The following is a 15,242-nucleotide window of genomic DNA, read 5'->3' as shown; positions in this document are numbered from 1 at the left end:
AATATTATTTGTAAAAGGTAGATAGAAAAGCTGAAGGTATTCAGGCATATTTATATTACTTTTGCGGGTGCTGTTATTTCCAGTCACTGCGGTCCAAAAACACTCCGTGTGTTATTTGTAGAAAAAGAGTCTTTTCAGTGAAACCAGGTATTTTCAATTGCCTTACTGGTAACGGGTTTGCTGTAGTAATAGCCTTGACCGAAATCGCATAGAAGATTAGCGAGGTACTGCCTTTGATTAGAGGTTTCAATACCTTCCGCTGTAATCTTTAAATCCAGATCATGAGCCAGACGAATAATTGTTTCTACTATAATATCCGTATGCTCCTGGTTCGTAATTTCATTTACAAAGGAACGGTCCAGCTTCACGATATCAATAGGAAGTTTTTTTAGATAGGTTAACGAAGAGTACCCTATCCCAAAATCATCCAATGCAATTCGAACACCCATATCTCGAAGAGATTTCAGCAATTCGACAGAGGTATCCATGTCTTCAATAAGGGAAGTTTCAGTAACTTCAAAGAGAACTTCACTTGGTTTTACCCCAGTAATGTCCAGCTGCTGCCGTATCTCACTGGCGAGTCCTTTCCATCGCAGGCTGTGTCCGGAGATATTAATTGAGATTTTAATGGGAGGATAACCACTGTCTTCCCATATTTTCTTCTGCTTCAATGCTTCACTTAGTACCCATTTGTCAATTTCTGTAATTAGACCGCTTTCTTCTGCAAGAGGAATAAAATCTGAAGGGGGAATAAAACCGCTAACAGGATGATTCCAACGAATAAGTGCTTCCACTCCACAAATGGTATCAGTGGTCAAAGTGGTAATAGGCTGGTATAAAAGGCTGAATTCCTTATTAATAACTGCCATTCGCAGGGAATTGATCATTGCAATCCGCTTACGGTTGGTAGTTTCAATTTCATAGCTATAATAAGAATAATTATCTTTGGAGGTCTCTTTTACAGAATACATAGCCAGGTCAGCATTTTGTAATAATTTTAAAGTAGTAATGCCATCTCTTGGAAATACCGTCAGACCGACGCTGAAAGTTATAAAAAACTCATGTTCATTAATAACCCAGATACGCCTTAACTTTGCAGCAAGCTCATTCAGTATATTTTCTGCTTTGCTTTTGTTACCATCTAGCTGCAGCAGTACGGCGAATTCATCGCCTCCGATTCTTGCAGAAATATCATAATCCGATAGACTTTCCGTAAGCCGTTGGCCAAATTCTACCAAGAAAAAATCCCCTGCATCATGTCCCACTGTATCATTGATATGTTTGAAATTATCAATGTCCAGATACAGGAACGCAAAGGAGGTTCCAGTTTTCATATTTTCATCAATCAACTGTTCCATTCTGTTTTCAAATGCAAATTTATTCGGCATGGAAGTTAAGGTATCAGTACAGGCTAATATCTTCAATTCTTCTTTTAATCGAATAGTTTCCTTGTGAGATTCATTTAAATCCAGCAGATTTTCATGAATCTTTACTTTAGCTTTCTCGTAATTGGAAACTCCTTGATATATCAGAATAGAAATAACACCAGTGGATAAGATTACAAAGAAACTGCCTTTATAAAATTCGAAATTCCGGATTATCCTGATATCATCTGATATCATGTAGATTATTTTTCCGGAAAAAACAATCCATAAAATTCCAAAAACAAAATACAGCAAAGATATTTTGATAGTGGTTGCAGAAGGATTATACTTCATATGTGCCAGGTAGTAGGTCTTTATGCGACTAATAGCAGAAGGCTTACTTCTGCCTTGCTTGTTTGTTGTGTTTTCCATAGGTCACCAGCTCTTTTGAATGTTCAATAAAAAGTTATGTTATATTATATCATCGGATCATGAAAAAGTCATTGAATATATTCATAATAATTCTTTCCTATAAGCTGTATTTTTTACCACTTGTGATAGTTTTAAAACAATATAAATCCTATTATTACCTATGCGAATACCATTCAATTGTTCCTGCCTCATAAGCTTCGTTGAAAGCCGGAATAACAGGTTTTGTTCCGCCGTAATAGGCATACCAGCTGTTTGGATAGAGAGGGTGGGGATTCTCAACTGCCTTCTCAGTATCGACTGAAAGTGTTTCTTCAGCCCTTAATTTTCTGGCTACAACAACCGTTCGGTAATTATCCATTTCATAAGAACAGGTAACCAATGTCAGCAGTTCGTCCTTTTCATCAGCATCAACGGGAATATTGTAAATGGATCGATTGCGTAATTCATAAATATATTGCAGAAAATCAGTATCTCCGGTAAAAGAGGTTCTTATAAAGTTAAAGAAAGTATTATCCGTATCCGCGTCTGCTTTTATTACAGCAATTATTTTCCACTGCCCTTTCTGATAGATACTGTCAAAGTTTATATAAGGGTGTTCTTTATAAAAGGACAGTTTATCATACTTTAAAAGCTGGTGGAACATAGTATTGGTTGATTTCATATTGTGTCCATAGATTACAAGGTTTTTTTCATTATCTCCCAGCAGGGAACCTGCATGAAGAAACAGGCTGCCAGCTTTGTCGTTCTCTTTGTATATATTCCGATAAAGATAATATTCTGGATCCTCTTTACCCGATTGCAGAACCGGGTAGTCTATATTGGTACCTCCAACGGTAAGCCATCCTTTTACGTCCTCATTTAGAGCTAACAATTGCGTGAATTCAAGAAGTCTACCCTCCTTATCATGCAGTTCTTCCGATAGAGCAATATCAGAACTATCAGCAGATGTATCAGAATCAGGAGATAATTCTGGTGTCATCACGCTTTCAGCTGCGAGCCCTTGCGCTGCAATGGCCTTTTCTTTACCATTTGCGTAAAGAGCTCTGGCATCATTGACGACTCGAGCAGACAGATAGGGCTGGAGCAGTAAAGCGTTTCCAATATATAATAAACACAGAACAAATAGAATCGCTGAGAAGTATCTTATGTAGTTGTAGAAATTATGCTGTCTTTTCTTCATCGTAAGCTCCTGTTCTCTTTTATGGCTTCATGTGTATGCTTGGTGATTTCCCAAATCAGATAGGATATGAAAGCCGTTATTTACGCTCATAGCCTTCCATATCAAAGTTGATATATCGTTCTAAAGTTAATCTTTCGTTGTTTATTGCTATTATACTATACATTTTTCTCAATTGAAATGCACACAAAGTAAATTTAAGAATTTTTCTCATGCTATAATATTCAAACAGTCTGGTACAGGTATTGCCATATAATAGAATTTGAGGTAGAATTACTATCAAAAATAATAATAATCTATAGTGTCTGAGTGCACAGATGGGAGTATAAATGAAAAAGCTGATATTGGTTACATCGCCACCGGCTTGCGGTAAAACCTTTGTTTCAAAGGAACTCAGCAAGGCCTTAAAGCATGTGGTTTATCTGGATAAAGATACACTAATATTACTTTCCAAACAAATCTTTCAAGTAGCAGGAGAGGAATACAATAGAAGCTCCGATTTCTTTGAAGAGAATATACGGGATTACGAATATGAGACTATAGTGGCATTGGCATTGGAAGCGCTGGATTATGATGATATCGCCTTGATTAATGCTCCTTTCACCAGAGAAATACGTGATAAAGCATATATGAAAGACTTAAAAGATAAACTCCGTGAGAAAAATACAAGATTAGTGGTAATCTGGGTTGAAACCAGTATAGAAGTCTGTAAACAACGCATGATCAGACGGAATTCAGATCGAGATACCTGGAAACTGGAACACTGGGAGGAGTATATAGCAGGCTGTAATTTTAATATACCTACTGAGTTAGATGACAGAGAAACAGTTGATGATTTATTGATATTTAAAAATTCCTCCGACGAAGAGTTCAAGAACTCTTTGAATGAATGTGTAAAGCAGCTGGAAGAATGAAATATTTTAGATTTATAGAGCTATTGCGGTTATTTTATGGCCATTAGCTCTTTTTTAAAGCAAATGTTTTGAAATACCATAAATTAACATATTATTATATGCATATATGAAAATGATGTAAAATAAATCATAATTATTATACTTTATGTAAAAAATTGAAAAAAATGTGTGACAAATGAGAACATCCATAGTATAATCCTTTCAAATAGTAACGATAAAGGAAGGTATTCTTATGGGTTTTCGAAAAATTACATCGCAGTTATTAACAGTGCTTCTATCCGTTATTTTGATTTCCATGCTTGCATTATCTTTTATCAGCTATACCCAAAGTGAGAACATTATTAAGGACCAGATTCATGCTAAGATGAATTCGGAAGTAGAAAAGCAAACGAATATGATAGAGCGAAGCCTGCAAAAAATTACAACAATGGCAAAAGGTCTAAGTCATAGTGTTCAGTCGACTTATACCAGTACCTCTCTCTCCCAGTATGAAGAAATGCTATCTTCTCTGGTGCAGGAAGATGCGATGGTTTTAGGCAGTGGAATTTGGTTTGAGCCCTACATATATGACAAAAATGAAAAATATACGGGACCATATGTCCATAAAGAAGGCGATAAAGCTGTCGTAACTTATGAGTATAGCAATGCAGCGTATGATTATTTCTCCTATGACTGGTATAAGAATGCTACGAAAGGAAAAGAAGCCCTGTTCTCTGAACTCTACTATGATGAAAGTCTGGGCCTTACCATTATGTCATGTACAGCACCTATTTACTCAGCAGATAATACTTTTCTTGGTGCGGTTACTGTGGATATGCAGGTTAGCGATATACAAAATATGATTAATAACATAACAATAGGAAAAAAAGGTTCCGTAATGTTATTATCAAACGACGGTCTCTATATAGCAGGTGCTCCCGAGGCTAAAATACTAAAGGAAAATATTCAGGAGTCAGAAAACAAAACCTTAAAAAAAATAGGCGGGGAAATACTTAATAACGGTCAAGGAGATGGCAGTTATACAGAGGACGGAGTGAAATACCTCGCATATTACAAAACGGTGCCATTGGTAAATTGGCATATCGTCGCTAAAGTGTCGGAGGAGGAGATAAAGAGCCCGCTAAATCAACTTGGGTTAGCACTTATCATCAGCCTTATAATATCCATGGCAGTATCTGCCATTGTAATCGTCCTCCAGATAAGCAGCATTACTATTAAGATCAAAGCAGCCAATAATTTTACCCTTAAACTGGCAAAAGGCGATTTCACCATTAAACCCCTTAAAGAAAAAGGCCGGAATGAATTAAGCCAGCTGATAAATTCCTTAAATAAGATGCTGATGGACAACCGGACAGTGATACAGGAAATAGCTGTAGGAGCGGAAGGGATTAAACACTCAGGTAATACCCTTGATACGGTAGTTCACAAGCTCACAGAACAATTTCACAATATCAATACATCCATCAGGGATATTAGTGAAGTAATGATGAGCTCCAGCGCCTCAACAGAAGAAGTAAGCGCCTCTGTCGAAGAAGTACATTCCTCTATTAATATGCTTACCTTTCAGACAATGTCAGGTAAGGAACTGGCAGGGAATATTCAGGCAAGAGCAACCCTGGCAGAAAAAAAGAGTGAAACTTCCTATGATAAAGCAGTAGCTTTAATACAGGATAATGAAGATAAATTAAGGAGCAGTCTGGAGGATGCTAAGATTGTTCATTCAATTGGTATGATGGCAGAGCAGATAGCAGAAATTGCAGAACAGGTAAATCTGCTGTCGTTAAATGCTTCTATTGAAGCAGCCAGAGCCGGAGCCCAGGGAAAAGGATTTGCAGTGGTTGCAACAGAAATCGGAAACCTTGCAGCTTTGGCAGCGCATACCGTCGAGGATATCAAGAAAACCATCCACCAGGTCACAGCGGCATATACAAATTTGATAGAAAACTCCAATCAAATGCTGGAATTTATGAAAGACACAGTGACGGCAGATTACAAGGATTTTGTAGATACGGCAAGGGAGTATGGAAAAGAAGCCTTAGCCATTGATGATAATATTACCGCTATAGTGCAAATGACAGAAGGAATCGACAGAATCAGTTCAGAAGTAGCAAAGGCGATAACAGAAATCGCATATGGTTCTCAACTGGCGGCTGAAAACAGTGGTTCTATTTTATCCAATGCAGAGGTCGTATCTGATGTAGTCGGAGAAGTTGCGGAATTAATCGAAAAAGAAAATGAAATATCCGGTAATTTAAGCCGTGTAGTTGCAAATTTTACAATTAACGACTAAAATATATACAGATTATATTGTGTTAATACGGTTTTCTATACGTGTAGTAAGTTAATAATCATTAGATTTGAGGACATATAATTGATAATTGAAAGCAGTAATTTTATATTAGAGCATATAGCCTCCTCCGGTCAGTGTTTTAGAATGAATAGATTAAATGATTCTGAATTTTCACTGATTGCAGGAAACAGATATTTACACCTGAAACAATTGGATGCTAAAAGAGTTGAACTTTCTTGTGATTCAGAAGCATACGATGAATTTTGGAAAGAATACTTTGATCTGAATTATGATTATGAAGAGATTGTTGGCAAGCTACTTTCCGGCGAAGATGAATTTTTAAGAAAAGCAGCTGATTATGGCTATGGCCTGCGAATTCTAAAACAGGAGCTTTTTGAAATACTTATTACCTTTATCATTTCTCAGAGAAAAAGTATTCCAGCTATCAAGCGCTGTGTGGAAGAATTATCCCTGAAGTTTGGAGAGGAACGAAAGGATGCCTTTACAGGAACTGTCTATTATACTTTCCCTACAGCAGAGGTATTATCGAAAGCAAGTAAAGAAACATTAAGAGAAACCGGTCTAGGATATAGAGATGAATACGTGAGAGGAACAGCTATTGCAGTTATGAAGGGAGAGCTAAATATTCACAGCCTCCCAAATCTATCTTTTGAGGAGGCTGTGAAAGAACTGATGAAATTGCCGGGGGTTGGTATCAAGGTTGCAAATTGTGTAGCTTTATACGGACTTCATCAAATTGACGCCTTTCCCATTGATGTCTGGATTGAGCGAATATTAAAGGACATATACAACAATCAATTTGAAACCGATCGATATAAAGGTTATGCCGGCATTGTTCAGCAGTACATGTTTTATTACATACGCTCACTGTAAAGCAAAGAAAAATCAAGTTCCTCCCCTATAAAAGGGATATCCCTGCTTATGAGCTCTTTGCGGTTCTTCATATAATTTGCTTCCCAAGGACCGGGATTGTTCATATCGCAGCTTCTATACACTACGACATAAAGCTCTAATTCCCTTAATTTCAAGAAGTCCGGAAGTGTATCCAGCCAGAAATCCGGCAGTGAGTTTTCTTTGCGATAACCTCTTAAAAAATGTTTTAAGAAGTGATAGGAATGGGTGGTTCGTTCCTTCACATCTTCTATGTTAAGCAACGTATAAAACAGTGCAATAGCGATATCACTGATAAAATATTGGTAGGAACTATCATCAAAATCAAAAATAGTAATCTTACCATTATCCACAAAAAAGTTTCCGGAATGAACATCTGTATGAATCAGACCATAACTGTCCTTATCTCTGGGCAGTTTTTTTATGCTTTCTGTCAATTGAAAGAGTTTATCAGCAATAAAATAATCTTCCGGAAGAAGATAATCCTTCGCTTTGTAAAAGACAGGGTCCTCATACCAGGAAGGCCTTAAGGGACAAGACTTATCTGCTTCATAGGTTTTGGTAAGCTGATGAAGTTTGCCGATACAACGACCCCATTCTTCATAAAGAGCATCTGTTTTGTCTTGCGGTCTTACGTGATTGCCAGGTGCTTTTTCAAATGCTGAGGTCAGGAAGTAATCATCTGATCCTGATGGTATTTTTTCAACAAACAAGCCGTTTTTTGATGCGATAGGCTGACTGACATCAGCACCCATGAGGGATAAGTAATTAACCCAATGCAATTCAGCATTCATCATACCTATTGATCTGTGAGAGCTATGCGTAATTCGAAGAATATACTCTTTGTCTTTTAAACGATAACCGTACACATAATTCTCAAAACCACCGACTTTTTTAAGACTTTCATTGTCCATATCGTAGAAACTGGCTGCTTTTGTAAGAATTTCATCGTTAAATATACTGTGTATCTGTTTTTCCATGATTACCTCCATTCCATTGCATTTAACTTTTACCTGAACAGCAGAAAGTAATTAAACTGGCATGATTTTTTTGCCAAATTCTGCATTTATTATCTGTGCCATTGCATTATAAATTGCAGAGAGTCCACAGAAGATTCCTACATAACCTGCGATTGTATGTATCGCTTCAGAGCCTGTAAAATTAGCTGCGCTTAACAGGAAGAACAGTACAGTAAGTGAACCGAATACGATCTGTGTTATACGGTTATGTTTTAAAGTTCCTATAAACATAAAGAGTGTAAATACACCCCATAAGCCCAGATAAAATCCCATACTGGTTTTATCTGCGGCATTCGTAAGGGACATAGGATTGGTCCAGATAAGGATCAATGACCACCAGAAAAAGCCATATGCTGTAAAGGCAGTGGCACCAAAGGTGTTTCCCTTCTTAAATTCCATGATGCCTGCAATAATCTGTGCAGCGCCGCCCAATGCAAAGCCCATTGCAACAATAACAATGGATAAGGGAATAAAACCTGCGTTATGTAGATTTAACAGACAGGTAGTCATACCAAATCCAAGAAGACCAAGGGGTCCCGGATTTGCAATGGAAGATTGTGTGGATTGTGTTGACATTAATTGTTAACATCCTTTCATAAGTTCTGATTCGGTGACAGATACAGCCATAACAAAAGGGCTAAAATGAGCACTCCGACATATGTTAACATTTATTTCGCGTGATTTCAACAAAAATCTTTGTTTTGTTTTTTGAACCTAAAAATGAGTATAATAGCCAAAAGTGGATATAATACTTAGCATAAAACAACCAACAAATAAATTTGTATCGAAACTGTGATTGTTTCATTGTGAGAAAGGCACGGGTGTTGATATGAAAATATATAACAACAATAAAAATAAAATCAGGTTTTTGGTATTTTCACAGCTATTTATTCTAATTATATTCCTATTCAACGGCATTTTTCCATATACCGTAAAGTCTGCCGAGAAGAATGATAAGGCTGTTCTGGAAGAGGTCATAATACGTATCTTTGAACCGGATCAGAATATGATTCAAATGTACGATAACTGGCAGGCAATGCAAGAGGCAATAACAGCCAGCAAGTGGAATGGAACACAGGCTTTTCCGGTAAAGGAAATGGAAGCCTTCAATGACTACTTCACGGTGGACGGATATGATTCCTTTGTAAGGCAGCGTTTATCCATGACCTGCTTTGAAGCATTAAAATCCGGATGTCAGCTGTCTCTTAAAGATATTGAAATAAGCAAAGATAAGGATAGCACAGGACATTATACCTTTCGTGTTTATATAGGTTTTACCGGTAAAAACCAGCGAAACTCAAAATTATGTATAGAAGGAAAAGCATTTTTTGATGAAACCTCTCAGAAAATTAGTTATATCCATATTGATAAAAGTAATATGTTAACTGCTCTTTACTAGAAGCCAATATCAATATACAATTAAACAATCCATTGTTTATTGATTGTAAGAGATTTAATTGAAAATGAATGACCTCCGGATTTCTGTTCATAATTATAGAAGACTTTATGCAAATAAAGTATCAGCTGTTTTCAGGCGATAATTAGTGAACAGGAAATTCGGAGGTTATTTTCATGAATAGAATATCAGATTATTACAGAATCGGATTGGATATAGGATCAACTACGATTAAGATAGCAGTATTAGACGATGGAAACCGTATTCTGTATAAAGAGTACAAAAGACACCTGTCTGACCTAAGGAACACCATTCAATCGGTGGTTTCCCTTTGCAGAACCCATATGGGTGACATTCCCTGCAAGGTAATCATAACAGGGTCCGGTGGATTATCCTTGTCCAGATGGCTTTCTCTGCCTTTTGAGCAGGAGGTTATCGCCTGCACAAAGGCGGTTAAGACATATCTTCCCCAGACAGATACAGTAATAGAACTTGGTGGAGAAGATGCCAAAGTTACTTACTTAAAACCGGTTACGGAACAGCGCATGAATAACAGCTGTGCAGGCGGGACAGGTTCTTTTATTGATCAGATGGCGGCACTCTTTCATACAGACGCTGCAGGTCTAAATGATTATGCCACCAAAGCGCATACGATCTATCCCATTGCCTCCAGATGCGGTGTATTTGCCAAAACAGATATACAGCCTTTGTTAAATGATGGAGCCAGAAAAGAAGATATCGCCGCATCTATTTTTCAGGCAGTGGTTAATCAGACTACCACAGGTCTCTCCTGGGGTAAACCTATTAAAGGAAAAATTGCTTTCCTTGGAGGCCCCCTTTATTTTCTGTCGGAGCTTAGAAAGAGATTTATAGAAACGCTGAATCCTGAGGAAGTGTACCTGCCTGCGGATGGATTATTTTTTCCGGCTATTGGAGGAGCTTTGCTCTTAAAGGATAAGAAATATGAGACAGAAGAAATAATTACCTTAAAGATTCTGGAAGAAAGATTACAATCCTTAAAACAGAGCAAAGAAACCAACACCCTTGCCCCTTTGTTCAACTCCTCTGAGGATTATGAGAAATTTCTAAAACGTCATGAAAAGTGTGATTGTAAAAGAATGCCTCTTGCAGAATATACGGGTAATGTCTATCTGGGAATAGATGCGGGATCTACCACACTAAAAGCTGTTCTTATCGGAAACAGCGGAGAACTGCTATATGAATATTATACCAAGTCAGCCGGGGACCCGGTTATAAAGACAGCTGCTTTATTAAAAGAGATATATGACCAGCTGCCTTTAGATGTTACTATCAGCGGTGGCTGTGTTACCGGATACGGTGAAGAGCTTATAAAGCGTGCTTTTCATCTGGATATGAGCGAAATCGAAACCATTGCGCATCTAAGAGGGGCACGGAACTTTGAGCCAAGAGCAGATTTTATATTGGATATTGGCGGCCAGGATATGAAATGCTTAAGGCTAAAGGACGGGCGGGTGGATAATATTCTTTTGAATGAAGCCTGCTCCTCAGGCTGCGGGTCTTTCCTGGAAAGCTTTGCTCAGTCATTGAATCTTTCCATCAGCGAATTTGCAAGCATGGGATTGTATTCGAAGGAACCGGTGGATCTTGGAACCAAGTGTACCGTATTCATGAATTCCAAAGTGAAGCAGGCGCAAAAAGAAGGAGCGGAAGTTTCAGACCTTTCCGCCGGGCTCTCATATTCTGTTATCAAAAATGCTCTTTATAAGGTTATTAAGATCAGGGATGAAAAGGAACTGGGTAAATACATTGTGGTACAGGGGGGAACCTTTCTGAATGATTCTGTGCTCCGATGTTTTGAAGCAGTTACAGAAAGGGAAGTACTACGTCCAAAAATAGCAGGACTCATGGGCGCATATGGTGCAGCTCTGCTTGCCAGAGATACTTATAAGGCAGATCATCGAAGTACTTTAATTAACAGAGAACAACTCAACGAATTCCATATAACCACAGATAATACCAGATGCCAGCATTGTAACAATAATTGCCTGTTAACCATTAATCACCTTGGACAGGATCAGGTATATATTACTGGTAACCGCTGTGAGAAAGGCTTAGGAAAGATTAATGGTACAAAAGACAGGATCCCCAATCTCTATGCCTATAAATACAAGAAACTTTTTGCTTATAAACCTCTGTCAAAAGAATTGGCAGTTAGAGGAACCCTTGGAATACCCAGAGCTCTTAATATGTACGAAAGTTATCCCTTCTGGTTTACGTTATTGTCCTTCTTAGGCTTTCGGGTTGAGTTATCCTCCCCTTCCTCAAAGGAAATCTATCAGAAAGGAATGGACAGTATTCCAGCAGATTCTGTGTGTTACCCAGCAAAATTAACCCACGGTCATATTATTGACCTGATTGAAAAAGGGATTGATACCATATTCTATCCCTCTGTTGTATATGAAAAGAAAGAATATGAAGACGCAGATAACTGTTTTAATTGTCCTATTGTTATCTCCTATGGAGAAGTGCTTAAGAATAATATTGAAGCTGCCAAAGGTGTTACCTTTATCTCACCCTTTCTGAATATGAATGATGATAACCAGCTGGCTAAAAATATGTATGAAGTACTAAGAGTATACCAGATTCCGCTTAAGGAAATAAAAGAAGCAGTAAGAAGAGCCAGGAAAGAATTCGAAGCCTTTAAGGAGGATATCCGGCGGAAAGGAGAAGAAGCCGTTGCTTATCTGCTGAAAAACGGAAAGCAGGGTATTGTCCTTTGCGGTAAACCTTATCATGTGGACCCGGAAATCCATCATGGTATTCCAGAGATGATAGAAAGCTATGGTCTTGGTGTGCTGACAGAAGACAGTATTTCGCATCTGGTTCCCTTGCGTTCCAAGCTTCGTGTTGTAGACCAATGGGCATTTAATTCAAGGCTATACAGGGCAGCGGAAGCCTTGGGACAGATAGATGGACTTGAATTTGTTCAACTGAACTCCTTTGGCTGTGGTCTGGATTCTGTAACCGCAGACCAGTTGATTGAAATCTTAAGTTCTATGGGAAAACAATATACTCTGATTAAAATAGATGAAGGTGCCAATTTAGGTGCAGCCAGAATTCGTATCCGTTCCCTGATAGCAGCATCGGAAGAACGGAAGAAAACCAGCATTATTAATGAAAGTTATAATTATGGTTACCAGAAAAAGCCCTTTACCAAAGAAAACCGCAAAGCGCATACCATTCTTGCGCCTCAAATGGCACCAATTCATTTTGAATTGATCAGAGAAGCTGCCCATGCTTCCGGTTACCGGATGGAGGTACTTCCGGATAATGACAACGGAGCCATAGAAGAAGGTCTTCGGTATGTGAATAATGACGCCTGTTATCCAGCAGTGCTTTTAATCGGTCAGATAGTCGGTGCATTAAAATCAGGTAAATATGATCTTGATAACACCTCAGTCATTATCAGCCAGACCGGTGGAGGCTGCAGAGCGACCAACTATATGTCCTTCCTTAAACTTGGGTTAAGACAGGCAGGGCTTGAAAAGGTACCCATTATTTCCTTGAACGTAGCTGGCCTGGATGAACAGCCTGGATTCCACCTCTCACCGGTATTTGTGAAAAGAATGATGATGGCGGTAATCTACGGGGATCTCTTTATGCGATTGCTTTATGGTACCAGACCATATGAAATTGATAAAGGTGCTTCGCAGACAGTCTTTGAATTGTGGAAAGAAAGAGTTAAGACAAATGTCAGGAACAGAAGTAAACTTCAGTTTGATCAGAATGTAACGGATATTGTGAAGGCCTTTGAAGCAATTCCGGTAACAGATGCCCGCAAACCCAAGGTGGCTATTGTAGGAGAGATACTCGCAAAATATCACCCAATGGCAAACGGGGATATCATTAAAACTCTGGAGGAGGGAGGAGCGGAAGTGGTGCTTCCGGATTTTCTGGACTTCTTTTTCTATTCCCTCTATAACTCCAAATTTAAGCACCGTTACCTCAGTGGTAAGAAGACTACAATGAATGCCTGTGCTCTGGGAATTCAATATATATCCTATTACCGAAAAACTATTGTTAAAGAACTAAAAAAAAGCAGCCGTTTCCTGCCGCCGTCCTCTATTCAGGAGTTGGCAGGAAAGGCTGAAGAGTTTCTTTCCCTTGGTAATCAGACAGGGGAAGGGTGGCTGATAACCGCAGAGATGATACACAACCTGGAAAATGGTGTCCCTAATATTCTCTGTGTCCAGCCCCTTGCCTGCCTGCCAAATCATATAACCGGAAGAGGTATGTTTAAGGTATTAAAAGAGAAATACCCGTCGGCAAATATTATGCCTATCGATTATGATCCCGGAATATCACAGGTCAATCAAATCAACCGGGTAAAATTATTACTTTCCGTTGCTTTGCAAACAGACTAAGGCTGGCTCTTTTTTTAAGAGTCATAATAAAACCATCAATGTTGTTTCCACTAACGGTAAAAGGGATATTATCCGGCATTTCTACAACTGTAGATTCGTTTTTATCGGCTTTTACCTTATAGATTTCATAAAGATTCTCTTTATCCCTATAGCTGAAAGTCTTATTTTCAGAGGAATAATCTTCAATTACTTTCAGATATTCCTCCATGGTAATATCCAGCTCCTCCATGATAATTGAATGGGGGTAGCCTACATAACGAAAGTGGCCGGGGTGGTATTCTACACCTGTAATGTCCTCTTTGGCTTTCGGATAGCGTTCAATAAATCCATGTTTTGAAGCAATATTCCGAAACTCCTTGCAGACTCCCTTTTTGGGAAATCCGGACATCATTGAGGTCTTATGAATAATATTGGCAGACAGATCAACAGCAAGCCCCGTACTGTGTTCGCTATCCTTCATTGGGTGAACGGCTGAGGTGTTTTCATAACCTTTAACCGGAATGATATCATTTCCGCATTCTAATTCTGTTAACAGGTGGGAGAGTTCTTTTGCCGCCACATAATCTAAGAGTATATTTTGATTCCAAAAATCAATTCCAACAAGTGCAGTGTCATTGGCTGCATATTTTTCTTCTATAGGATGTTCTTCATTTACAAGAATGAGATTACCTTTATGTATATTCTTATTTTCCAGTTTAATTTTCTTCATAATAACCTCTTTCGCGAATATGAAACCTACGATTTCATATTCCGGATCAGTAGTTTGAAAGCAGTCTTTTGTTTTCAAACGAACCATCAATTTGCTATTAACCCTACAATCAAATGCAGCAGTCGCTTTCTTATTCTCTTACTATCACACGGGTTCTCATTTCATATATCGGCTGCCTGCAGATGTGATACTGCCACAAATCAGGGTATGATGCTTTTAATAATGTACCTTAACGCCAACTGTATTATTAAGTTCCTATAGTAATGAAATGGAATACAGACAGTGAGAACGATATGTAAGATTGCTCTATCATAATTCTTGCAACTATAAATTGAAGGTCAGCTTTTTTACTTCCTTCTGAAACGATAAGGAATCCTTCTGTACAAAAGAAATGAAAAAGCTTAATGCAACTTATGCTTATATTATATCAGATGAATATCCCTGCGTGTTTTAAAGAGCTCTTATGAAACCTTAAGATTCTCTTATTAAATTATTAGGTATACCTTGCATTCTGTATATAATGCAAAAATATGGCTTAAATGGGTATATTCGCAAAACAGAAATTAATTGCAAATCAATATTCCTTGGCATATAATACATTTTAAGTATTCAGAATATTAAAT

General features: G+C 38.1%; 10 protein-coding genes. 5 read left to right on the top strand and 5 right to left on the bottom strand.

The annotated features are described in order from the left end of the window. Positions 1 to 134: 134 nt before the first annotated feature. Entirely contained in the window at positions 135 to 1,796 is a 1,662-nt protein-coding gene (locus R2R35_RS01230; protein WP_317732685.1) for a putative bifunctional diguanylate cyclase/phosphodiesterase, read from the bottom strand. A gap of 154 nt (positions 1,797 to 1,950) precedes the next feature. Then, a complete protein-coding gene (gene srtB / locus R2R35_RS01225; RefSeq protein ID WP_317732684.1) occupies positions 1,951 to 2,976 on the bottom strand; it encodes a class B sortase in 1,026 nt (341 codons plus the stop codon). Between the two features lie 326 nt (positions 2,977 to 3,302). Here srtB and R2R35_RS01220 point away from each other — a divergent pair, with 326 nt between their 5' ends. From R2R35_RS01220 to R2R35_RS01210, 3 genes are all read left to right on the top strand, one after another. Further along, positions 3,303 to 3,887 (top strand): AAA family ATPase, encoded by a 585-nt coding sequence (locus R2R35_RS01220; RefSeq protein ID WP_317732683.1) that lies wholly within the window; start codon positions 3,303 to 3,305, stop codon positions 3,885 to 3,887. A gap of 232 nt (positions 3,888 to 4,119) precedes the next feature. Further along, entirely contained in the window at positions 4,120 to 6,177 is a 2,058-nt protein-coding gene (locus R2R35_RS01215; protein ID WP_317732682.1) for a methyl-accepting chemotaxis protein, read from the top strand. 81 nt (positions 6,178 to 6,258) lie between these two features. Then, a complete protein-coding gene (locus R2R35_RS01210) occupies positions 6,259 to 7,071 on the top strand; it encodes a DNA-3-methyladenine glycosylase family protein (RefSeq protein WP_317732681.1) in 813 nt (270 codons plus the stop codon). On the opposite strand, the gene R2R35_RS01205 is transcribed toward R2R35_RS01210, so the two are convergent. Both R2R35_RS01205 and R2R35_RS01200 read right to left on the bottom strand, forming a co-directional pair. Next, a complete protein-coding gene (locus R2R35_RS01205) occupies positions 7,053 to 8,069 on the bottom strand; it encodes a phosphotransferase enzyme family protein (protein ID WP_317732680.1) in 1,017 nt (338 codons plus the stop codon). The genes R2R35_RS01210 and R2R35_RS01205 overlap by 19 nt on opposite strands. A 51-nt stretch (positions 8,070 to 8,120) precedes the next feature. Then, entirely contained in the window at positions 8,121 to 8,684 is a 564-nt protein-coding gene (locus R2R35_RS01200) for an acetate uptake transporter (protein WP_317732679.1), read from the bottom strand. Between the two features lie 253 nt (positions 8,685 to 8,937). Here R2R35_RS01200 and R2R35_RS01195 point away from each other — a divergent pair, with 253 nt between their 5' ends. Then, entirely contained in the window at positions 8,938 to 9,507 is a 570-nt protein-coding gene (locus R2R35_RS01195; protein ID WP_317732678.1) for a hypothetical protein, read from the top strand. Positions 9,508 to 9,680: 173 nt separating this feature from the next. Beyond that, the gene (locus tag R2R35_RS01190; protein ID WP_317732677.1) at positions 9,681 to 13,910 is read left to right on the top strand and encodes an acyl-CoA dehydratase activase-related protein; all 4,230 of its coding nucleotides are present in this window, start codon (positions 9,681 to 9,683) and stop codon (positions 13,908 to 13,910) included. Here R2R35_RS01190 and R2R35_RS01185 read toward each other — a convergent pair. After that, a complete protein-coding gene (locus tag R2R35_RS01185; RefSeq protein ID WP_317732675.1) occupies positions 13,864 to 14,619 on the bottom strand; it encodes a D-alanyl-D-alanine carboxypeptidase family protein in 756 nt (251 codons plus the stop codon). The two genes, R2R35_RS01190 and R2R35_RS01185, sit on opposite strands and share 47 nt — an antisense overlap. Between the last annotated feature and the right edge of the window lie 623 nt (positions 14,620 to 15,242).

The organism is Anaerocolumna sp. AGMB13020 (assembly GCF_033100115.1).
GTDB lineage: Bacteria > Bacillota > Clostridia > Lachnospirales > Lachnospiraceae > Anaerocolumna.
Note: the sequence above shows the minus strand (reverse complement) of the source record. Positions and strands in the feature narration are given on the sequence as shown.

Bases quoted from the DNA above. Each gene is read 5' to 3' on its own strand.
- R2R35_RS01200 (WP_317732679.1), bottom strand. From the start codon at position 8,684: ATGTCAACACAATCCACACAATCTTCCATTGCAAATCCGGGACCCCTT.
- R2R35_RS01215 (WP_317732682.1), top strand. From the start codon at position 4,120: ATGGGTTTTCGAAAAATTACATCGCAGTTATTAACAGTGCTTCTATCC.
- R2R35_RS01230 (WP_317732685.1), bottom strand. From the start codon at position 1,796: ATGGAAAACACAACAAACAAGCAAGGCAGAAGTAAGCCTTCTGCTATT.
- R2R35_RS01190 (WP_317732677.1), top strand. From the start codon at position 9,681: ATGAATAGAATATCAGATTATTACAGAATCGGATTGGATATAGGATCA.
- R2R35_RS01220 (WP_317732683.1), top strand. From the start codon at position 3,303: ATGAAAAAGCTGATATTGGTTACATCGCCACCGGCTTGCGGTAAAACC.
- R2R35_RS01205 (WP_317732680.1), bottom strand. From the start codon at position 8,069: ATGGAAAAACAGATACACAGTATATTTAACGATGAAATTCTTACAAAA.
- R2R35_RS01185 (WP_317732675.1), bottom strand. From the start codon at position 14,619: ATGAAGAAAATTAAACTGGAAAATAAGAATATACATAAAGGTAATCTC.
- R2R35_RS01195 (WP_317732678.1), top strand. From the start codon at position 8,938: ATGAAAATATATAACAACAATAAAAATAAAATCAGGTTTTTGGTATTT.
- srtB (WP_317732684.1), bottom strand. From the start codon at position 2,976: ATGAAGAAAAGACAGCATAATTTCTACAACTACATAAGATACTTCTCA.